17 protein-coding genes, 1 pseudogene and 1 riboswitch are annotated in these 20,108 nt (G+C 63.9%); of the genes and pseudogenes, 5 read left to right on the plus strand and 13 right to left on the minus strand.

Annotated elements, in window-relative coordinates; genetic code table 11:
• Positions 1-154: 154 nt before the first annotated feature.
• Positions 155-475 carry a hypothetical protein gene (locus C2U37_RS05600; protein WP_104453191.1) on the minus strand — a complete coding sequence of 107 codons (321 nt, stop codon included), beginning with the start codon at positions 473-475 and terminating at the stop codon, positions 155-157.
• A gap of 142 nt (positions 476-617) precedes the next feature.
• On the opposite strand from C2U37_RS05600, the gene C2U37_RS05605 reads away from it, so the two are divergent.
• The 3 genes and pseudogenes from C2U37_RS05605 (at position 618) to C2U37_RS05615 (ending at position 1,939) form a co-directional block, all read left to right on the plus strand.
• Complete coding sequence (locus tag C2U37_RS05605; RefSeq protein ID WP_104451985.1) at positions 618-953, plus strand: hypothetical protein; 336 nt, start codon at positions 618-620, stop codon at positions 951-953.
• Positions 934-1,395, plus strand: a complete 462-nt coding sequence (locus C2U37_RS05610) for a hypothetical protein (protein WP_223919349.1) — start codon at positions 934-936, stop codon at positions 1,393-1,395. The genes C2U37_RS05605 and C2U37_RS05610 overlap by 20 nt, the downstream gene beginning before the upstream one ends.
• Before the next feature lie 22 nt (positions 1,396-1,417).
• A pseudogene (locus C2U37_RS05615) lies at positions 1,418-1,939 on the plus strand (GNAT family N-acetyltransferase).
• Positions 1,940-2,084: 145 nt separating this feature from the next.
• Here the strand turns inward: C2U37_RS05615 and C2U37_RS05620 are convergent.
• The 9 genes from C2U37_RS05620 to C2U37_RS05665 form a co-directional block, all read right to left on the minus strand.
• Positions 2,085-3,065, minus strand: a complete 981-nt coding sequence (locus tag C2U37_RS05620; protein WP_026141915.1) for an IS5-like element IS5 family transposase — start codon at positions 3,063-3,065, stop codon at positions 2,085-2,087.
• A gap of 790 nt (positions 3,066-3,855) precedes the next feature.
• On the minus strand, positions 3,856-5,127 hold the full coding sequence (gene thiH / locus C2U37_RS05630) for a 2-iminoacetate synthase ThiH (protein WP_104451987.1): 1,272 nt from the start codon (positions 5,125-5,127) through the stop codon (positions 3,856-3,858).
• Positions 5,124-5,891, minus strand: coding sequence for a thiazole synthase (locus tag C2U37_RS05635; RefSeq protein WP_104451988.1), 768 nt, complete (start codon positions 5,889-5,891; stop codon positions 5,124-5,126). Before C2U37_RS05635 ends, thiH begins: the two co-directional genes overlap by 4 nt.
• 85 nt (positions 5,892-5,976) lie before the next feature.
• Positions 5,977-6,177 carry a sulfur carrier protein ThiS gene (thiS, locus tag C2U37_RS05640; protein WP_039040452.1) on the minus strand — a complete coding sequence of 67 codons (201 nt, stop codon included), beginning with the start codon at positions 6,175-6,177 and terminating at the stop codon, positions 5,977-5,979.
• A gap of 2 nt (positions 6,178-6,179) precedes the next feature.
• Positions 6,180-6,959: a HesA/MoeB/ThiF family protein gene (locus C2U37_RS05645; RefSeq protein ID WP_104451989.1), complete on the minus strand. Its 780-nt coding sequence runs from the start codon at positions 6,957-6,959 to the stop codon at positions 6,180-6,182.
• Positions 6,949-8,571 (minus strand): thiamine phosphate synthase, encoded by a 1,623-nt coding sequence (gene thiE / locus C2U37_RS05650; protein ID WP_104451990.1) that lies wholly within the window; start codon positions 8,569-8,571, stop codon positions 6,949-6,951. Before thiE ends, C2U37_RS05645 begins: the two co-directional genes overlap by 11 nt.
• Complete coding sequence (gene thiC, locus C2U37_RS05655) at positions 8,568-10,559, minus strand: phosphomethylpyrimidine synthase ThiC (RefSeq protein WP_104451991.1); 1,992 nt, start codon at positions 10,557-10,559, stop codon at positions 8,568-8,570. The genes thiE and thiC overlap by 4 nt, the downstream gene beginning before the upstream one ends.
• 263 nt (positions 10,560-10,822) lie before the next feature.
• Positions 10,823-10,936: riboswitch (TPP riboswitch) on the minus strand.
• A gap of 62 nt (positions 10,937-10,998) precedes the next feature.
• The gene (locus C2U37_RS05660; RefSeq protein WP_104451992.1) at positions 10,999-11,487 is read right to left on the minus strand and encodes a hypothetical protein; all 489 of its coding nucleotides are present in this window, start codon (positions 11,485-11,487) and stop codon (positions 10,999-11,001) included.
• Between the two features lie 78 nt (positions 11,488-11,565).
• On the minus strand, positions 11,566-11,994 hold the full coding sequence (locus tag C2U37_RS05665) for a hypothetical protein (RefSeq protein ID WP_029313554.1): 429 nt from the start codon (positions 11,992-11,994) through the stop codon (positions 11,566-11,568).
• Positions 11,995-12,084: 90 nt separating this feature from the next.
• Here C2U37_RS05665 and C2U37_RS05670 point away from each other — a divergent pair, with 90 nt between their 5' ends.
• Both C2U37_RS05670 and C2U37_RS05675 read left to right on the plus strand, forming a co-directional pair.
• Positions 12,085-12,753, plus strand: a complete 669-nt coding sequence (locus C2U37_RS05670; protein WP_104451993.1) for a response regulator transcription factor — start codon at positions 12,085-12,087, stop codon at positions 12,751-12,753.
• Positions 12,750-14,006: a sensor histidine kinase gene (locus C2U37_RS05675; protein WP_104451994.1), complete on the plus strand. Its 1,257-nt coding sequence runs from the start codon at positions 12,750-12,752 to the stop codon at positions 14,004-14,006. Before C2U37_RS05670 ends, C2U37_RS05675 begins: the two co-directional genes overlap by 4 nt.
• Positions 14,007-14,160: 154 nt before the next feature.
• Here the strand turns inward: C2U37_RS05675 and rimK are convergent, their stop codons facing one another.
• From rimK to metH, 3 genes are all read right to left on the minus strand, one after another.
• Positions 14,161-15,057: a 30S ribosomal protein S6--L-glutamate ligase gene (gene rimK / locus C2U37_RS05680; RefSeq protein ID WP_010672657.1), complete on the minus strand. Its 897-nt coding sequence runs from the start codon at positions 15,055-15,057 to the stop codon at positions 14,161-14,163.
• A 75-nt stretch (positions 15,058-15,132) separates the two neighbouring features.
• A complete protein-coding gene (locus C2U37_RS05685) occupies positions 15,133-16,302 on the minus strand; it encodes a Gfo/Idh/MocA family oxidoreductase (RefSeq protein WP_128312896.1) in 1,170 nt (389 codons plus the stop codon).
• 67 nt (positions 16,303-16,369) lie between these two features.
• Positions 16,370-20,065 carry a methionine synthase gene (gene metH, locus C2U37_RS05690; RefSeq protein WP_103255109.1) on the minus strand — a complete coding sequence of 1,232 codons (3,696 nt, stop codon included), beginning with the start codon at positions 20,063-20,065 and terminating at the stop codon, positions 16,370-16,372.
• Positions 20,066-20,108: the final 43 nt, after the last annotated feature.

Below are 20,108 nucleotides of genomic sequence, written 5' to 3' on the forward strand. Positions count from 1 at the left end.
AGACTCCGCCGCCCCTCCATGCTAGAGACAAACCCGCCCCGGGTCGATGCGCACATGGTCAGGGGGCGACAGAGACTGGCGAACAGACAGTGCCAGAGAATGCCTCGAATCAAATGAGGCCTGAGCGCAACACCGCCGTTGTGACCATATTGCGCTACTGAATAGCGAAGAACACCAGGTGATAGAGAGAGGCGGCGATCAACCCACCAACACCTACCCAAGGGATATACCTTCCCTTGTCGAAGGGAAAAATGGCTTCACCAAACAAGATGGCGGCGTAGGACAAGACCGGCAGATATTGCCCCAGACGCCCTTGATGGATGGAGCTACCGACGAGATCAGAAGGAAAAAGGTAATAGAGGGCAAGATACAGGAGCATCAAGAATGACCCACATACAAAACGCCTCTCTGCAAAGCGCCCCCAACCCGACAAGAGGTAGCTACCTGCAACAAGCCCAACAACCAATAACATCATGATCAATGCCTATCTCTTCATGCTCGGCATCACGCGACACAGGGCGATATGACTCTCATTTTTCAGCTTTTAATTTGATCATCGGTTGCATTAATGATATCCAATTTGGCCTCATTCATGTCCGATAAAGCAGGAGAGTATCATGGGGATAGCTACATGTCCGATCAAAGGACTGACATTGAGCTCCCGTTCAATCGATGCCCTGGAGCAAATGGACCAGCTTGTAGACAGCGCCAATCAACTGGCTGTCGCCGTTTCCGCCACACCGCTTTATACGATTTTCAGCGACCCGAGAAGTGCCAAGGACGTTGCCTACAACATCAGTGATTACGATTGGGAGTTGTATGGCCAGGCGATGGAAGGTATCCCCAATATCCTGCGCCACAAACTGAATCAGGTTGTTGAACCCATGGCATGGTCTTCAGCAGGTAAAGAATCCCAGTTCTGGAAATGTGTCCATGCCTCATACAACAAGTAAATTTGCCCTTCTGCTGCTCTTCGCCTGCCAAGGCGCCATGGCGCTGTCACTGCACGATCTGGACCCGGCATTTGAGCGGTGCGAAGCCATCAAGTCGCAACACGGCACCACTCTGCCCACGAAAAGCGACCCCTTCTGGTCACTGGAGAGGGAACAACAAGTGACCGTGCTTATCTATCTTCATGAGAAAAGCATGGAGCGCTGCACCGCAGCAGAGGTTGATGCGCTGGCGCTCAAGGCTTTCCATCAAGCCGTAGCGGGAGACCGCAGTTTTCTCGACACCCTGATCAAGGCGAGAACCACCACGCTCACTCCCGCCCAGCAAGCTCAGTTACAGCAAGTCGGCCAGGCAGAGCTGGATAAATTGGCCGGGATGAAGGAATTTGCTCAGCCATTCTCACTAACCGCTTACCTCAAGCAACTGGGTAGCGCCGCCCCATAGCCACCCTCAAGCAGGAGGCCCTATGCAGCTCACCCCCCTTGCCAACACCCAGATCGTGATCCGCCCCTTCGAACCGGCCGATGCCGACGAGTTTGTCCGCGCGGCCCACCAATCGATCGAGACTGTCGGCCAATGGATGAGCTGGTGCTCACGTTCATTTACTCGGGAGAGCGCGCTGGCGTGGTTTGCCAGCTGCGAGCAGGATTGTGCGGCGGGACGCGCCTTTGACATGGGCATCTTCTGCGCCACCACCGCCCAACTGCTGGGTGGCGCAGGTGTCAACCAGCTGTCGCCCCATCATCGCTAGGGCAATATCGGCTATTGGGTACGCCAATCCCGCCAAGGCCTCGGCATCGCCCGACAGGCGGTCGCCCTGCTCCGTGATTTTGGCTTTCGGCAGTTGGGACTATTTCGGCTGGAGATCGTGATGGGAATTGGCAACAGCGCCAGCGAAGCCGTCGCCATCGCCGCCGGGGCCACCTTTGAGTGCCGGGCAAGAAAACGCATCTTCTGCCACAGCCAACCATCAGCCCGCTACACCTAGGGAAGGTGCGAATAAGCGGGGAAATTCTTCTCGGCTGACTCAGTCATTTCATTTTTTCAGTTTGAGCCGATCTTTTCTCCCGTAAATGCCTTGAATCAGCCTATTTAGACCGTTTCTTCGCCATTTAAGGCGTTATTCCCAGTTTTTAGTGAGATCTCTCCCACTGACGTATCATTTGGTCCGCCCGAAACAGGTTGGCCAGCGTGAATAACATCGCCAGTTGGTTATCGTTTTTCAGCAACCCCTTGTATCTGGCTTTCACGAAGCCGAACTGTCGCTTGATGATGCGAAACGGGTGCTCCACCTTGGCCCGGATGCTGGCTTTCATGTATTCGATGTTGATGGCCGTTTTGTTCTTGCGTGGATGCTGTTTCAAGGTTCTTACCTTGCCGGGGCGCTCGGCGATCAGCCAGTCCACATCCACCTCGGCCAGCTCCTCGCGCTGTGGCGCCCCTTGGTAGCCGGCATCGGCTGAGACAAATTGCTCCTCTCCATGCAGCAGATTACCCAGCTGATTGAGGTCATGCTCGTTGGCCGCGGTGGTGACTAGGCTGTGGGTCAGGCCACTCTTGGCATCGACACCAATGTGGGCCTTCATGCCAAAGTGCCACTGATTGCCTTTCTTGGTCTGATGCATCTGCGGATCGCGTTGCTGCTCTTTGTTCTTGGTCGAGCTGGGTGCCTCAATGATGGTGGCATCGACCAAGGTGCCTTGAGTCATCATGACGCCTGCTTCGGCCAGCCAGCGATTGATGGTCTTGAACAATTGGCGGGCCAGTTGATGCTGCTCCAGCAGGTGGCGGAAATTCATGATGGTGGTGCGGTCCGGCAAGGCGCTATCCAGGGATAACCGGGCAAACAGACGCATGGAGGCGATTTCGTACAGAGCATCTTCCATCGCGCCATCGCTCAGGTTGTACCAATGCTGCATGCAGTGAATGCGTAGCATGGTTTCCAGCGGATAAGGTCGCCGGCCATTACCAGCCTTGGGATAAAACGGCTCGATGACTTCCACCATGTTTTGCCATGGCAGAATCTGCTCCATGCGGGACAAGAAAATCTCTTTTCTGGTCTGACGGCGCTTACTGCTGAATTCACTGTCGGCGAAGGTGAGCTGATGACTCATGATGAACCCTTTTTCATGGCTCCAGATGACAAACATGATCTCATATCAGGGACTTGTTCGCACCTTCCCTAAAAGTTGTTCAGAACTTCAATAGTAAGCTCCATATTCTTCCTGACGCTACATGATGACTGTATCAGCCACAAAAGCTAAATAATCTTGTAGTAAATAAAAGCAATATGACAGGGTAACTTTTCTCACAGGCGGGCACGGTTTTAATTTTCCCTCCAATCCGCCGAGGGGAAGGGGCAAGGTCAGGAGCGCCATCAGGGATGATGGCGCAGACGCAGCCAGCACAGGGGCCAAATCGGGAGAGGGCGAGCGCAGCTCGACCCGATTTGGCGCGAGAACAGGGATGTTCGAAGCGGACTTTGGCCGAAGCCAGGGATGACGAAGGCCAAAGTGCCGTCTGCGGCGGTCCGTCCAACCTTGCCCCTGACCCGAGGGAAACCGCGTAGCGGTCGGATTGGCGGGGGTGGCCTTTCTTTTGGTGACTTTTCTTTGGCCACGCAAAGAAAAGTTACTCGCCCCAGCCCGAAGGGCGGGCGAAAACCCTTCGAGGCCAGCGGCCTCGCGTCCTGCACGGCGAAGCCGTGCCATCAACTATCCCCTCGGACGATTACGCCTGACGGCTAATCGACCCTACGATGGCAATGAAATATCGCATCAAGACCCCTCCCCAGCCCTCCCCTTCGCAGGGGAGGGAGCCAAATCGTCGCCACCAACAAGGTGTGTGGCCGAACACCGCCCAACCATGCCGGGATGCCACCGGCAAAGGGGGGCGTGGCCGCCCCTATCGGCCCAGGAAGGGTTCCCAGTCCTTGAACACCGGCTGCAAACCCGCCTGCCGCACGGCGGCGGCCACCTCCCCCACCGGGCGGTCGTCGTGGATGGCGAACTGCTCCAGCTCCTCTTTATCCCCCTCGGCATAGCCACCCGGCTGGGTACGCGACTCGGCCGACATCTGGGTGATGCCAAGACGCACCGCGCCGTTGCGAAAGGTGGCGGACTCGCGGGTGGAGAGGGACAAATCCAGCGTGGGCGAGAAGAGACGCCATGCGCAGATAAGCTGGGCCAGTTGGCGATCCGACATGACCACGGCAGGCTCCAGCCCACCGGTGCAGGGGCGCAGGCGCGGGAAGGAGAGCGAGTAGCGGCTCTGCCAGTGGTGGCGCTCAAGCCAGGCGAGGTGCTCGGCGACGAAGTAGCTGTCGGCACGCCAGTCCGCAGAGAGACCGATGAGCGCCCCCAGCCCTATCTTGTCGATACCGGCGCGGCCGAGCCGATCCGGCGTGGCGAGGCGCCATGCGATGTCCTGCTTGTTGCCGCGCAGGTGATGGCGGGCATAGGTGGGGGCGTGGTAGGTCTCCTGATAGACCATGACCGAATCGAGGCCGAGGGTTTTCAGCTCGGCGTATTCGGCTTGCGAGAGGGGCTGCACCTCCATCCCCACCGTGCTGAAGTGACGGCGGATGATGGGCAACACCTGCCGAAAATAGGCGAGCCCCACCTTGTGCTCGTGCTCACCGGTCACCAGCAGCACGCTGTCAAAACCGCGCGCCTTGATGGCCAGACACTCGCGCTCAATCTCCTCGCTATTCAAGGTCTTGCGCTTGAGGCGGTTGCTCATGGAGAAGCCGCAGTAGGTGCAGTCGTTGGCGCACAGGTTCGACAGATAGAGGGGCACATAGAAGCCGATGGTGTTGCCAAAGCGCTGGCGGGTGAGGCGCTCGGCCTCGGCCGCCATCTGCGGCAAATACGCCTCGGCGGCCGGGGAGATCAGCGCCATAAAATCGCTCAGGGTGCGGCGCGGGGCACTCAGGGCGCGTGCCACATCGGCGGCAGTTTTGGCGCGGATCTGCATGCCGATATCGTCCCACTCCAGCTCCTGCCATCTATCGAGAAAACTCTCCGACTTTCTCTCAACCCCCTCCCGGCCTCCCCCTTCACAAGGGGGAGGTGTTAATCCGCCCCCCCGATCTCCTACTTCACAAGAGGGCGGAGTCGACACTCCCTCCCCTGGCAAGGGGAGGGTCGGGGTGGGGTCATTGGCATGCTGACTCATAACGCCCCCAGAAAATCGGTAAGCGGGCTGGAGGCTTGGGCCTGCAGGGCGCGGGCACCGAGACCGGCTTCATAGGCGCTGCGCCCGGCAGTGCAGGCCAGCGCAAAGGCGTGGCCCATGGCGACCGGGTCGCCGCTGACGGCGATGGCGGTGTTGACCAGCACGGCGTCGGCCCCCAGTTCAAAGGCGGCGGCCGCATGGCTCGGCGCACCGATGCCCGCATCCACCACCACGGGCACATTGGCCTGCTCGACGATGATGGAGAGAAACTCCCGGGTCACCAGCCCCTGATTGGAACCGATGGGGGCGCCGAGCGGCATCACGGCGGCGCAACCCACCTCTTCGAGCCGTTTGCACAGCACGGGGTCGGCACCGCAGTAGGGCAGCACCACAAAGCCCTCTTTCACCAGCTGCTCCGCGGCTTTGAGCGTCTCGATGGGGTCTGGCAGCAGGTAGCGCGGATCGGGGTGGATCTCGAGCTTGAGCCAGTTCGTCCCCAGCGCCTCACGGGCGAGGTGGGCGGCAAATACCGCCTCGGCGGCGGTCTTGGCCCCCGAGGTGTTGGGCAGCAGCTTGACCCCGAGTTTCCGAAGGGGCGTGAGGATATCGTCGTGGGCCTTGCCCGGTTCGAGCCGCTTGATGGCCATGGTGACCAGTTGGGAGCCACTTGCCTCGATGGCGGCGGCCATCAGTTCCGGGCGGGCAAACTTGCCGGTGCCGGTGAAGAGGCGCGAAGAGAAGGTGTGATCGGCAATCTTGAGCATGTCAGCCTCCGGCCACTGCGATAAGAAGAGATGAGGCCCCGCCGCAAGGCAGGGCGCGCGAAGATGGGACTGCGAGCATCATGGATCAGCCTCCCGCGATGGCGGTGAAGAGGTGGAGTTCATCCCCGTCATTGAGACGGGTCTCGGCCCAGCGGCCACGGGGCAGCACGGCGCCGTTGAGGGCCACCGCTACCCCCTGAGGGGGAATCTCCTGCACCGCCAGCAGCTCAGTCAGGCGCTGGCCGGTGGGCAGCGTCAGCTCGATATCGTTCAATCGGATCTTCATGGTTAATTCTCCTGGGCCGGGTAGGTGCTGCCGCAGACCGGGCAATCGGGGTCGGGAGCCAGCGTGAGGGTCTGCCACTGATGGGTCAGGGCATCAAACCGGCGCAATGTGCCCGCCACCGGGCTCGGCATCCCGAGCAGCATTTTCAGTGCCTCCAGCGCCTGCAAAGAGCCCATCACCCCCACCAGCGGGCCGGTGACACCGCTGGTCTCGCAGCTCTGACTCACCTTGGTATCCAGCGGATAGAGGCAGGCGTAGCAGGCGTGATCGCTGCTGGTACGCACCATCAGCTGCCCCTGCCAGCCCACTGCGGCGGCACAGACCCAGGGCTTGCCCTGGGCCACGCAGGCGGCGTTGATGGCCTGGCGGGTGGCGAGGTTGTCGCAGCAGTCGACAACCAGATCCACCTCGGTCACAAACGCCGGCAGGCTGGCGGCATCGAGTCGCTGATTGATGGCAATCAGCTCCACCAGCGGGTTGTGGGAGGACAAGCGCTCGCGGGCCAGCTCCGCCTTGGAGTGGTTGACCGCCTCGCTATCGAACAGGATCTGGCGCGGCAGATTGCTGGAGTCCACCGTATCGCCATCGGCCAGCCACAAAGTGCCCACCCCGGCCCCGGCGAGATAGAGGGCGAGCGGCGAGCCGAGCCCGCCGAGACCGACGATCAGCACGGACTTATCCTTGAGCCGCGCCTGACCGGCTTCCCCCACTTCCGCCAGCATCAGCTGGCGGCCGTATCTCAGATACTCTTTGTCACTAAGAGAAGCGGCATCAGAGCGCATGTTCTGCCTCCCGTATCACGCAGGCCGAGCGCGGTTCATCCCCCGCCCCCACGGCAGCGAGCAGCCGCTCGGTCGCCCCCTGCCAGTCATCGCTCGCCGTGATGGCCGAGACCAGCGCAATGCTGCCGACCCCGCTTGCCTTGACCGCCGCCACCCGCTCCTCGCTGATGCCACCGATGGCCACCGTGGGCCAGCCGCACATCAGGGCGCGGTAGTGGTGCAGCCGTGCCAGCCCCTGGGGGCGCGAAGGCATCGCTTTGGTGTTGGTCGGGAAGATATGGCCCAGCGCGATATAGGAGGGGGCCAGCTCGCGGGCCCGCATCAGCTCGAAGTAGCCGTGGGTGGAGATGCCAAGACGCAGCCCCGCCGCCTGAATGGCGGCGAGATCGGCGGTCTCCATATCCTCCTGCCCCAGATGCACGCCCCAGGCGCCCGCCTCGATGGCTTGCTGCCAGTAGTCGTTGATAAAGAGCCGCGCCCCATGGCGGCGACCGAGCGCTACCGCATCACGAATGGCCGGCGCCACCTCTGTGGCGGGCAGATTCTTGATCCGCAGCTGGATGGTCTTGACCCCGGCCCCCAGCAGGCGTTTGAGCCACTTGACCGAGTCCACCACCGGATAGAGGCCGAGGTGGTGCTCGGTCGGCGCAAAGGGGCCCTGCGGCAGACGGGCGCTGCTCGCTTCCATCCCTTCAACAGAAAAGAGGCCAAAGCGGCGATCGAGCGGTGAGCCCGCCAGCACGGCACGGGGGAAGTGGGCAAGATCAGCAGGCCAGCCGAGATGGGCGATGGGCCCCGGGCCTGCCCCCACCCCCTGCGCCGCCGCCAGCCCCTGTTGCAGGTAGGCACGCGCCAGGGTGATGGCGTCCTCCACCGGATAGTCCTGCGCCACCACGGCGGCGATGGCGCTGGCGTAAGCGCAGCCGGTGCCGTGGCCGTGGCGGGTATCGAGGCGCGGCGCGGCGAGCCAGAATTCGCGGGTCTCATCCTGGTAGTAGTCGAGGCAGAGATCCCCGCCCCATTCAAGGTGGCCCCCCTTGACCAGCACGGCGCGAGCGCCGAGTTCGCGCAGCCGCCGGGCGGCGAGGCGCACCAGCTCGGGACTGGTGGCGGGCAGGCCGGTCAGGGCTTCCAGCTCGGGACCATTGGGGGTGATCAAGGAGAGGCGCGGCAGCAGGTGCTCGCGCACCGCCACCAGCATGCCGGGCTCCGCCATGGGGGTGCCGGTGCTGGCGATGGCCACCGGGTCGTAGACCACGAAGGGAGCCTCGACGGTCGACAACCTGCGTGCCAGCACCTCCACATGCAGCCGGGTCGGCAGCAGGCCTATCTTGATGGCGGCGGGTGGCAGATCCAGCCCCAGGGCATCGATCTGGGCGGCGAAGGTCTGCATCAGCACGGGGTCGACCATCTTCACCGCCACCGAGTTCTGGGCCGTGATGGCGGAGATGACGGAGCAGCCGTGCACGCCGAGGTCATGCATCGTGTGCAAGTCGGCCTGAATGCCGGCCCCGCCGCCGGAGTCGGACCCGGCGATGGTCCAGACCACGGGGCGGGCCTGCGTCACAGGCGACAGGTCGGCGGGGCTGACAGCCCCGCGCTCGCTGCTCACGCCTCCTCCCCTGCGGCCTGCTTCAGGGTCGCCGCCTGATGGTAGATCTCGCCGCCGGTCTCCTTGAAGGTTTCCGCCATGCGGGCCATGCCGCTCTCCACCTCGGCCACCACCCGCTCCTGCTGACCGTCCATGCCGACCAGCTTGATCTCCACGGCTTCCAGTTTCGCCGCATAATCGCGCACGTCCTGGGTGATCTTCATGGAGCAGAACTTGGGCCCGCACATGGAGCAGAAGTGTGCCACTTTGCCGGACTCCTGAGGCAGGGTCTCGTCGTGGTAGGCGCGGGCGGTGTCGGGATCCAGGGCCAGGTTGAACTGATCCTCCCAGCGGAACTCGAAGCGCGCCTTGGACATGGCGTTGTCGCGGATCTGGGCGCCCGGGTGGCCTTTGGCCAGATCGGCGGCGTGGGCTGCGATCTTGTAGGTAATCAGCCCCTGCTTCACGTCCTCCTTGTTGGGCAGGCCCAGGTGCTCCTTGGGGGTCACGTAGCAGAGCATGGCGCAGCCGTACCAGCCGATGAGCGCGGCGCCGATGCCGGAGGTGAAGTGATCGTACCCTGGGGCAATGTCGGTGGTGAGCGGGCCCAGGGTATAGAAGGGCGCCTCGTGGCAGTGCTCCAGCTGCTCGGTCATGTTGCGCTCGATCATGTGCATGGGTACGTGGCCGGGGCCCTCGATCATCACCTGCACGTCGTACTCCCACGCAATCTTGGTGAGCTCGCCCAGGGTGCGCAGCTCGGCGAACTGGGCCTCGTCGTTGGCGTCATAGACGGAGCCCGGACGCAGACCGTCACCCAGCGACAAGCTCACGTCGTAGGCGGCGCAGATCTCGCAGATCTCGCGGAAGTGCTCGTAGAGGAAGTTCTCCTTGTGGTGCGACAGGCACCACTTGGCCATGATGCTGCCACCGCGCGAAACGATGCCGGTGAGGCGCTTGGCGGTCATCGGCACGAAGCGCAGCAAGACGCCGGCGTGGATGGTGAAGTAGTCCACCCCCTGCTCGGCCTGCTCCAGCAGGGTGTCGCGGAACAGCTCCCAGGTGAGGTCTTCGGCGATGCCGTTGGTCTTCTCCAGCGCCTGATAGATGGGCACGGTACCGATGGGCACCGGGCTGTTGCGCAGGATCCACTCGCGGGTCTCGTGGATGTAGCGGCCGGTGGAGAGATCCATCACGGTGTCGGCGCCCCAGCGGGTGGACCACACCAGCTTCTCCACTTCCTCTTCGATGCTGGAGGTGACCGCCGAGTTGCCGATGTTGGCGTTGATCTTCACCAGGAAGTTGCGGCCGATGATCATGGGCTCCGCTTCCGGGTGGTTGATGTTGCTGGGGATGATGGCGCGACCGGCGGCCACCTCATCGCGCACGAACTCGGGGGTGATGTTCTGGGGCAGTCTGGCGCCAAAGCCCTGACCCGGGTGCTGGGTGCGCAAGAGTTCTGAGCGCACCCGCTCGCGGCCCATGTTCTCGCGCAGGGCGATAAATTCCATCTCGGGGGTGACGATGCCTTGGCGGGCATAGTGCAGCTGGGTGACCCGGCGGCCCGGCTTGGCACGGCGGGCGCTCGGCAGATGTTCGAAGCGCAGGTGATCCAGCCCCTCGTCCGCCAGCCGCTCCTGAGTGAAGGTGGAGCTCAGCCCGTCCAGCGCGTCGGTGTCAGCACGCTCCAGCACCCAGGCTTCGCGCAGGCGCGGCAGACCGCGGCGCACGTCGATGGGGGCGGCCTCTTCCCCATAGGGGCCCGAGGTATCGTAAACCGGCACCGGCTCGTTGGGCTCGAACTGGGGAGCTTCCTTGGTGCCGCCGACGAAGGTGTCGGCCAGCTGGATCTCCCGCAGAGGCACCCGGATATCGGCGCGGGAGCCTTCGATAAAGATGCGGCGGGAGTTGGGGTGAGCCATCCCTTTCAAGTTGTCGATAAAGGTCTGGGCGCTGGAGCGCTGCTCGCGGCGGCTGGATTTGGTGGTATCAGATACATTGGTAGACATAGCAAAACTCACATTAACTGGTTGAAGTTATGGGTGTTTGCTTGTCTGGAGTTCGAGGAGAAGATGAACTTTCGGCGGGGTGTGCTCGGGGGAGTGAGTCGGGCATGGATCTTCCCTGCTCTGCCGTCCCGGTGTTTTCCTAGTCTGGAAACCCGGCGCCCTAAGGACAACCGGACAGGACAACCTCCCCCTGTGCGCCTGTGCCAGCCAGAGGCGGTCTGCCTCCAGCTGACGGGAAGGTGTACCTTCCCCGGCGCGGTAACCCGCAAGTTACCCTTGTTTCCCTTCGCAGGTCTTAACCTGATCAGGTTCCACGGATCCCGAATTAACGGTCTCAGCTTAGCGTCGTTCGACGGTCAGCACTCCGACAAGATGTGCGCCAGTATAAGTGGGGAAATTTAAAGTACAAGCCATTAACAAGGGGAAAGGGAGAGAGGTCTCACTCTTCGGCGTCGAGGGGATCCTCGGGGTCAGGAATGAGGATATCGGTGAGGCGGCCCTCTTCATCCCGGCTCAGCACCAGGCGGCGACCCGGTTGCAGATCGGCGGCGCTGCCGTTGATCCAGCGAGTGTCAGCATCAAACACCAGCACGCCGAGATCCTGTAGCAGCAATGCCTGCTGATTATGGGTGAGCAGTCGATCCTCCGCCCGCCGCCAGCTGGCCCCGAGTGCCGGATCCGGCGCCCCGTCGAGCACCCGGATCGTCTCGGCGACGCCGTAGCGGCTCTGGATCGCGAGGTGCATGCCGGGCACGAGCCCGTCCGGCAGCGCCACGCCGTGCAGTTCGGCACTGCCGAGCTCCAGCTCAGCCCCCTGGAATTGCAGGCGCACCCCGTCGTTGTGCTCCAGCTCCACCAGCCAGAGCTCGGCGTCGTCGGCAAGGGTGCAGAAGGGCAACAGCAGCAGGCAGAGTGCGGTTCGGGTCATGGCAGGCGGTCCGGGGTCACGGGGTGAGGTTTAACTATGGCCCCGGACGGGCAATTTTTCCCGGTCCGCCCTGACCGGTCAGTCATCCTCCCGGCACTGGCTCAGGCGCATGCCGTCAAACTTGCACTCCAGCTCCAGCCAGCGTCCCTCGAACGGGGAGAGGCTCCCATCCGAGGTGACATAACCCCAGATCCGTCCCCCTTCCACCGGCCCTTCCAGTTCCATCTCGTCCTCCTCTTCCAGCGCCTCCACCTCGCGAACGAGCCGCCGCGCCCCTGCCGCCGTCTCCTGCACGACCCCTTCCAGATCGACCCAGGTCCCGCCGAGATCGTCCTCATCCAGGCCATCCTTGAAGCGGGTGCGCTCATCGATCACGAAGGGAATGCCGTTGACCATCAACTGGCCAAGCTGCCAGGTGGTGCGGCCCGTGAGCTTGAACTCGGCCGCCTGCACCAGACCAAAAGGCAATAGAATCAATAACCAGAAGGCGCAGAGAGACTTCTTCATCGGGGATCCTCGGGGTTACACTGGCACACAGGATGACCCATCCGGTGTGAAATGGCCGTGAAATAGCGGCACAGACCAGGAGATCAGAGCATGAAAATACTGGTGGTGGAAGACAGTCCCCAGGTGGCGGAGACCATCATGGACTATCTGGCGCTGGCCGGGCACAGGGTGGATTGCGCCTATCATGGCCAGGCCGCGCTGCAACTGCTGGCCCAGGAGCGCTTCGACGTCATCATCATGGACGTCATGATGCCGCGCCTCGACGGCCTGCGTACCGTGGAGCGGCTGCGTGCGGACGGCATCGCGACCCCGGTGCTCTTTCTCACCGCCCGTGACAGCCTGGAGGACAAGCTGGCAGGCTTTCGGGCGGGGGGCGACGACTATCTGGTCAAGCCGTTCGCCATGGAGGAGCTGGAGGTGCGCCTGGAGGCCCTCAGCCTGCGTGGCCCCAGAGGGGACATGGGCGTGCTCTGCTTTGGCGATCTGACGGTGGATCCCGCCAGCGGCCGCGCCACCCGCGCCGGGGTCGAGCTCAAACTCGGCAAGATCCCGTTCCAGATCCTCACCCTGCTGGTGAGGCGCGCCCCCCAGCTGGTGACGCGCCAGGAGGTGCTCGACACCGTCTGGGGCGACGAGGAGCCCGACTCCGACGCCCTGCGCAGCCACATCTATGCCCTGCGCAGCGCCCTCGACAAGCCCTTCCCCACCCCCATGCTGGAGACCCTGCACGGCCAGGGCTATCGGCTGGTGACCCCATGACGAACCCGACGCCGCCCCTTGCCTCCGGCCTGCCGAGCCTGCGCCGGCGCCTGGTGCTGGCGCTGGGAGGGGCCGGTCTGCTGCTGCTGGTGATCCTGAGCCTGCTGATGGTGGTGGCCGAGAACAAGATGGAGGAGCTGAGCCTGCGCCACTGGCTGGAGGCGGAGGCAACCCGCTATGACGACGACTGGTTGCGCCTCGGCATGGCTGCCCCCGCCCCCAGCCCGCGCCAGTTCTCCAGCTACTGGACAGAGGCGGGCCGCCTGCCCGCCTGGCTCAAGGCCTACCAGAGCCCCGGCTTCTTCGAGCATCAGCTGGGCCGGGAGGACAAGCACTTCCTGGTACGCGCCCACCCCTCGGGTCAGGGGCTGCTCTATCTGGTGTTCAACGACGATGCGGACGACTACCTCGACCCTTACGAAGCCAAGCTGCATCTGGTGACCCGCCTCATCGGTCTGGCCCTGCTGCTGGGGAGCCTCGCCTTCGGCATCTGGCTGGTGCGTCACATCACCAGGCCGCTGGAGCGGCTGCGCCAGCGAGTCGCCCACCTGACCCCGGATCGGGGGGACTTCGTGCCCGATGCCCCCTGGCAGGAGCTGCGAGAGATAGAGCAGGCGCTGCTGGCGGGCAAGCACGAGGTAGCCGCCGTGTTTGCCCGTGAACAGGAGTTCAGCCGCTTTGCCAGCCACGAGCTGCGCACCCCCAACATGGTGATCCAGGGATCCGCGGCCCTGCTCGGCAAGGTGAATGACCTGCCCGCCCCGGCAGCCCGCGCCGTCAGCCGCATCCGCGCCGCCGCCGACGAGATGGCCCTGCTCACCGAAACCTTCCTGCTGCTGGGACGCAAGGAGGCCGTGGAGCGCCCGCCCCAGCAGGTGGCGCCGCTCATTCGCCGGGAACTGACCCGCCTCGCCCCCCTGCTGCAACGGGAGACGCTGGACATTCGCCTGCAACTGGACGAGGAGAGCGAGGTGCAGGCTCCCCTCTCCCTGCTCGCCATCGCCCTCGGCAACCTCTTGAAAAACGCCCTGAGCTACGCCGAGGGGCACATCGAGATCACCCTGCACGAGCAGGTGCTCACCATCAGCAACCCCACCGCCGCCGCGCCGGATCAGATCCTCGGCTACGGCTGCGGTCTCACCATCATCCAGCGCATCTGCGAGAAGCTGGGCTGGCAGATTGAGACCCATCTGGTGGAGGGGGTCTTCAGCGCCCGGCTGGTGATGATCCCCGGCGCCCCCGGGGCGGCATAACCCCCTCATTCCCGGCCCTTCTTCCCGGCTGTTCAACACAGTGGGAGAAGGGAGACACTTCCCGGCAAGCCCGCTGCCTTCCAGCCCACCCCCCAGATAGCAACAAGGCGCCCGAGGGCGCCCTGTGTTTACCTGTCTGACACTCGTTTGGGACTCATTCCGCCGGCTTGTGCTTGCGGCTCGCCTTGAGCTCGAGGAACTCGATGATCTTGCCCGCCACGTCCTTGCCGGAGGCGGCTTCCACCCCCTGCAGGCCGGGGGAGGAGTTCACCTCCAGCACCAGCGGGCCGCGGGCGCTACGCAGAATATCCACCCCGGCCACATCCAGCCCCATGATCTTGGCGGCCTGCACGGCGGTGGCACGCTCTTCCGGCGTGATCTTGATGGCTTCGGCGGTGCCGCCCCGGTGCAGGTTGGAGCGAAACTCCCCCGGCTGGGCCTGGCGGCGCATGGCGGCCACCACCTTGCCGTTGACCACCAGGCAGCGGATATCGGCGCCGTTGGCCTCGCGGATGTACTCCTGCACCAGGATATTGTTGTTGGTCTGGATAAAGGCCTCGATGACGCTCTCCGCGGCCTTCTGGGTCTCACACAGCACCACGCCAATCCCCTGTGTGCCCTCCAGCAGCTTCACCACCAGGGGGGCGCCCCCCACCATGGTGATGAGATCCGGTACGTCGTGGGTGCTGTGGGCATAGCCGGTCACCGGCAGGCCGATGCCGTGGCGGGAGAGCAACTGCATGGCGCGCAGCTTGTCCCGGGAGCGGGAGATGGCCACCGAGCTGTTGAGGGCCATGGTGCTCATCATCTCGAACTGGCGCAGCACGGCGGTGCCATAGAAGGTGATGCTGGCACCGATGCGCGGGATCACTGCGTCATAGCTCTCCAGCTCCCGTCCTTCGTAATGGATGGAGGGGCTGTGGGAGGCGATGTTCATGTAGCAGCGCAGGGTGTCGAGCACCTCGACCTGATGCCCACGGGCCCGGGCCACCTCGACCAGACGGCGGGTGGAGTAGTTGTTGGGCTCACGGGATAAAATGGCAATATTCATGGAAATGGCAGACCTGATAATCGGACTGGAGAGTATAAGGTGCCATGAACGACTGGCAACGCCAATCCTTTCCCCTCACCATGCGCGGTTCTGCAAGAACGGGCAAAAACCGAGAGTGCCGCACTCAAGACGGACCAAAGCCAGAGACCGTTCTGCAAGACAGCGCCAGCCACCAGCCCTATGGGGGCCGCGCAGCCCTTGCTGCAACTCAAGCAGCAGGGCGACCTCCTGCAAACGGCGCGCCGTGGTGTCGGCCCAGCCTCCCAACGGCACAGGGGCCAGCAGGGTCTGGGCGATGCAGTGGCGATAGAGGGGCCCCTCATGTTGCCAGCCCCGCATCCCGTCGACGTCGTGATGGTGCAGCCACTCCAGGTTGCCGCGGCGAAGCAGCTCGATGCGCCGCCCGTCTTTGAAGTGCAGGCAAAGCCCCTTTTTCTCAACCCCGGGACCGGCATACTTGTCGAGCCAGAGGGTCAGGGGCACCCCTGCCGCCTCGCCGCGCAGGCAGGCTCGCCCCTCGGCGGTCTCCAGATCCCCGCGCCGGATGGGCTGCCCCAGCCGGTCGCAGACGCCCTCCGCGATCAGGTGCAGGCGGTCGTCCCCACCCAGGGCCACCAGCAGCTCCCGGATCATCGCCAGCAGATGGGTGCCGATGTCGAGGATCACCCCGTCTGGATGGCGCAGGACCCGCCGATCCGGCTCCCCGGTGGCGAAGTTGAGGGCATAGGGCTCCCCCGCCTCGTCCAGGCCGCAGGGTTCCAGCAAAAAGCCCTCCACCGCGCTGATATCGGCGAGGGTGGCCAGCCCGACCCCGGCGCCCTCTGGTTCCCGAGGCTGCCAGCCTTCATCCAGTTTGCCGCTCAGCAGCAACTGCTGGACGGCATTGCGGGCCATCCAGTGATCCAGTGCCAGCACCCTGGCTGCGACCTCGGGGTCCGCCAGCAGGGCGTGCAGACGATCGTGCTGGGCCAGGGTGGCCACCACGGGTTTCTCCACCAGGATGAGGGGAATGGCGCTGGCCAGTGCCTGCTCCAACACGGGCAGATGCAGCAGGGAAGGCGTGGCGATCACCAGCCGATCCAGGGGTTCGGCCAGCAGGGCTTCCAGGGTCGAGGCGGACATGACGCCGGGCAGGGTGATGGCGGGATCAAAACCCCATATCTTGGGATTTTCCGCCAGTGCGGCGAGTGCAGGCAGATAGGCTGTCTGCACCACGGCCCCCAGACCGACAAATCCAATCTTCATGGCAACCTCGATATGGCGTGCGTACCCGGCGTCTGCCCCGCACTGCGTGAAGCGGGGCAGACGGGGATCAATGCAGGTTGGGCCCCAGCCAGCGTTCGGCCTCTGCCAGGGTCATCCCCTTGCGCATGGCGTAGTCTTCCACCTGATCCTGCTGGATCTGGGCCACGGCGAAGTATTTGCTCTCGGGGTGGGAGAAGTACCAGCCGGATACCGCCGCCCCCGGCCACATGGCGTAGGACTCGGTGAGCTGCATACCGATGGCCTGCTCCACCCCCAGCAGCTCCCAGATGCTCCCCTTCTCGGTGTGCTCCGGGCAGGCCGGGTAGCCCGGCGCCGGACGTATCCCCTGGTAATTTTCGCGGATAAGCTCTTCGTTGCTGAGCGCCTCGTCCGGGGCATAGCCCCAGTGCACTTTGCGCACCTGCTCGTGGAGGTATTCGGCAAAGGCCTCGGCGAGGCGATCGCACACCGCCTGGATGAGAATGGCGTTGTAGTCGTCGTGGTCCGCCTTGTAGGCCTTGGCGATGGCCTCCTCGCCGATGCCGCCGGTCACCGCGAAGGCGCCGATCCAGTCGGGCTTGCCGCTCTCCTTCGGCGCCACATAGTCCGCCAGACAGTAGTTGGGGAAGCCCTGCTTCTCGCTCTGCTGGCGCAGGTGGTGCAGCACCTTGCGCACCTGGGTGCGGGTCTCGTCGGTGTAGACCTCGATGCTGTCCCCCACGGCGTTGGCGGGGAACAGGCCGACGATACCGGCGCAGCGCACGCTCTGATCCTTCTCCAGCTGATCCAGCATGGCGTTGGCGTCGGCGTAGAGGCGCGTCGCCTCCTCCCCCACCACCTCATCTTCCAGGATGCGGGGGAACTTGCCCGCCAGCTCCCAGCTCAGGAAAAACGGCGTCCAGTCGATGTAGGGGCGCAGCACAGAGATGGGCACGTTTTCGAAGGTCTGCACGCCGGGCTCCCGGGGCGCGGGGGGCTCATAACCGACCCAGTCCAGCTGATGGCGGTTGGCCCGGGCATGGGCCAGGGAAACCGGCTTGGAGCGCGGCTGCTTGCGGGCGTGCTGATCCCGGGCAATCTCGTACTCCTTGTCGATGCGGGCCACGAAGGCGGGCTTGAGCTCCGGGCTCAGCAGGCTCTGGGCCACCCCCACGGCGCGGGAGGCGTTGGAAACATAGACCACCGGCTCGGAGTAGTTCTGCTCTATCTTCACCGCGGTGTGGGCCTTGGAAGTGGTGGCACCGCCGATGAGCAGCGGCAGCTTGAACCCCTGACGCTCCATCTCTTTTGCTACGTGCACCATCTCGTCCAGGGACGGAGTGATGAGGCCCGACAGGCCGATGATGTCGGCGTTCACTTCCCGGGCCGTCTTGAGGATGGTCTCGCAGGAGACCATGACCCCGAGATCCACGATCTCGAAGTTGTTGCACTGGAGCACCACCCCGACGATGTTCTTGCCGATGTCGTGCACGTCGCCCTTGACGGTGGCCAGCACGATTTTGCCGTTGCTGGAACCGCCGGACTTCTCCGCCTCGATGTAGGGTTGCAGGTAGGCCACCGCCCGCTTCATCACCCGGGCCGACTTCACCACCTGGGGCAGGAACATCTTGCCGGCGCCGAACAGATCGCCCACCACGTTCATGCCATCCATCAGCGGCCCCTCGATGACGTGCAGCGGCTTCTCGGCCTGGGCGCGCGCCTCCTCGGTGTCCTCCTCGATAAAGTCGGTGATCCCCTTGACCAGGGCGTGTTCGAGCCGCTTGCCCACCGGCCAGCTGCGCCACTCCTGATCCCGCGGATCCTCCGCCTGGGCACCCGCGCCGCGATACTTCTCGGCGATGGCCAGCAGCGCCTCGGTGGCGTTGTCGTTGAGGTTCAGCACCACCGCCTCGACCTTCTCTTTGAGCTCGGCCGGGATGTCTTCGTAGATGGCAAGCTGGCCCGCGTTGACGATCCCCATGTCCATGCCGTTCCTGATGGCGTGGTAGAGGAAGACAGCGTGGATGGCTTCGCGCACCGGCTCGTTGCCACGGAAGGAGAAGGAGACGTTGGAGACACCGCCGGAGATCATGGCGTGGGGCAGGTGTGTTTTGATGTCCTTCACCGCTTCGATGAAGTCCACCGCGTAGTTATTGTGCTCGTCGATGCCGGTCGCCACCGCGAAGATGTTGGGGTCGAAGATGATGTCTTCCGGCGGGAAGCCGACGCGGTCCACCAGAATGCGGTAGGCGCGCTGGCAGATCTCGAACTTGCGGGCACGGGTATCGGCCTGGCCCACCTCGTCGAACGCCATGACGATGACGGCGGCGCCGTAGCGACGCAGCAGTTTCGCCTGCTCGATGAATTTGTCCTCCCCCTCCTTCATGGAGATGGAGTTGACCACCGGCTTGCCCTGCACGCACTTGAGGCCCGCCTCCAGCACCTCCCACTTGGAGGAGTCGATCATCACCGGCACCCGGGCGATGTCCGGTTCCCCGGCGATGAGGTTCAGGAAGCGCACCATGGCCGCCTCGGCATCCAGCATCCCCTCATCCATGTTGATGTCGATAATCTGGGCGCCGTTTTCCACCTGCTGCTTGGCGACGTCGAGGGCCTCGTCGTAGAGCCCCTCTTTTATCAAGCGCTTGAACTTGGCCGAGCCGGTGACGTTGGTCCGCTCACCCACGTTCACGAACATGGAGTCCGCCGTGATGATGAGAGGCTCCAGGCCCGACAACCGGCAGGCCACCGGCAGATCCGGCAGGGCGCGGGGCTTGATGCCCGCCACGGCGTCCGCCATGGCGCGGATGTGGGTCGGGGTGGTGCCGCAGCAGCCGCCCACCAGGTTGAGGAAGCCGCTTTGGGCCCACTCGCGGATATGCTCCGCCATCTCGACCGCGTCCAGATCGTACTCGCCAAACGCATTGGGCAGACCGGCGTTGGGGTGGGCGCTGACATGGGTCTCGCTGATGCGGGACAGCTCCTCCACGTACTGGCGCAGCTCGTCCGGCCCCAGCGCACAGTTGAGGCCGAAGGAGACCGGTTTGACGTGGCGAAGGGAGTGGTAGAAGGCCTCGGTGGTCTGGCCCGAGAGGGTACGACCGGAGGCGTCCGTGATGGTGCCGGAGATCATCACCGGCAGGCTGTAACCCAGCTCCTCGAACACCAGGTCCACCGCGAAGGCGGCCGCCTTGGCGTTGAGGGTGTCGAAGATGGTCTCGATCAGGATGATGTCGGCACCGCCCTCGATCAGGGCGTGGGTCGATTCGGTGTAGGCGGCCACCAGCTCGTCATAGGTGACGTTGCGCTTGCCCGGGTCGTTCACGTCCGGCGAGATGGAGGCGGTACGGTTGGTGGGGCCCAGCACCCCTGCCACAAAGCGCGGTTTCGCCGGGTCCTTGGCGGTCCACTCGTCCGCCACGGCGCGGGCCAGGCGGGCCGCCTCCCGGTTTATCTCGGCCGAGAGCGCTTCCATCTCGTAGTCCGCCATGGCGATGCGGGTGGCGTTGAAGGTGTTGGTCTCGAGGATGTCGGCCCCGGCGGCACAATACTGGTCGTGGATCTCGCGAATGACGGCTGGACGGCTCAACACCAGCAGGTCGTTGTTGCCCTTGATGTCGGTATGCCAGTCGGCAAACCGCTCCCCCCGATAGTCCGCCTCACCGAGTTTGTAACCCTGGATCATGGTGCCCATGGCCCCGTCGATGATCAGGATCCGCTCCTTGAGACAGGCTTCCAGCCTGGTTGTGACATCCGCTTTCTTGTTCGACTCTCTGCTCGACACCGCTCGTACCCCTTACATCCATGCAACTGCGTGATGCCCATCC

The organism is Aeromonas sp. ASNIH1 (assembly GCF_002934285.1).
Classification (GTDB): Bacteria; Pseudomonadota; Gammaproteobacteria; order Enterobacterales; family Aeromonadaceae; genus Aeromonas; species Aeromonas caviae.

What these genes read in the sequence shown, in the direction of transcription:
- C2U37_RS05610 (WP_223919349.1), top strand. Translation starts at nt 934, where the DNA reads ATGCCTCATACAACAAGTAAATTTGCCCTTCTGCTGCTCTTCGCCTGC.
- C2U37_RS05605 (WP_104451985.1), top strand. Translation starts at nt 618, where the DNA reads ATGGGGATAGCTACATGTCCGATCAAAGGACTGACATTGAGCTCCCGT.
- C2U37_RS05635 (WP_104451988.1), bottom strand. Translation starts at nt 5,891, where the DNA reads ATGCTCAAGATTGCCGATCACACCTTCTCTTCGCGCCTCTTCACCGGC.
- C2U37_RS05670 (WP_104451993.1), top strand. Translation starts at nt 12,085, where the DNA reads ATGAAAATACTGGTGGTGGAAGACAGTCCCCAGGTGGCGGAGACCATC.
- thiH (WP_104451987.1), bottom strand. Translation starts at nt 5,127, where the DNA reads ATGAGTCAGCATGCCAATGACCCCACCCCGACCCTCCCCTTGCCAGGG.
- C2U37_RS05620 (WP_026141915.1), bottom strand. Translation starts at nt 3,065, where the DNA reads ATGAGTCATCAGCTCACCTTCGCCGACAGTGAATTCAGCAGTAAGCGC.
- C2U37_RS05675 (WP_104451994.1), top strand. Translation starts at nt 12,750, where the DNA reads ATGACGAACCCGACGCCGCCCCTTGCCTCCGGCCTGCCGAGCCTGCGC.
- thiC (WP_104451991.1), bottom strand. Translation starts at nt 10,559, where the DNA reads ATGTCTACCAATGTATCTGATACCACCAAATCCAGCCGCCGCGAGCAG.
- thiS (WP_039040452.1), bottom strand. Translation starts at nt 6,177, where the DNA reads ATGAAGATCCGATTGAACGATATCGAGCTGACGCTGCCCACCGGCCAG.
- rimK (WP_010672657.1), bottom strand. Translation starts at nt 15,057, where the DNA reads ATGAATATTGCCATTTTATCCCGTGAGCCCAACAACTACTCCACCCGC.
- C2U37_RS05665 (WP_029313554.1), bottom strand. Translation starts at nt 11,994, where the DNA reads ATGAAGAAGTCTCTCTGCGCCTTCTGGTTATTGATTCTATTGCCTTTT.
- C2U37_RS05660 (WP_104451992.1), bottom strand. Translation starts at nt 11,487, where the DNA reads ATGACCCGAACCGCACTCTGCCTGCTGCTGTTGCCCTTCTGCACCCTT.
- C2U37_RS05685 (WP_128312896.1), bottom strand. Translation starts at nt 16,302, where the DNA reads ATGAAGATTGGATTTGTCGGTCTGGGGGCCGTGGTGCAGACAGCCTAT.
- C2U37_RS05600 (WP_104453191.1), bottom strand. Translation starts at nt 475, where the DNA reads ATGATGTTATTGGTTGTTGGGCTTGTTGCAGGTAGCTACCTCTTGTCG.
- C2U37_RS05645 (WP_104451989.1), bottom strand. Translation starts at nt 6,959, where the DNA reads ATGCGCTCTGATGCCGCTTCTCTTAGTGACAAAGAGTATCTGAGATAC.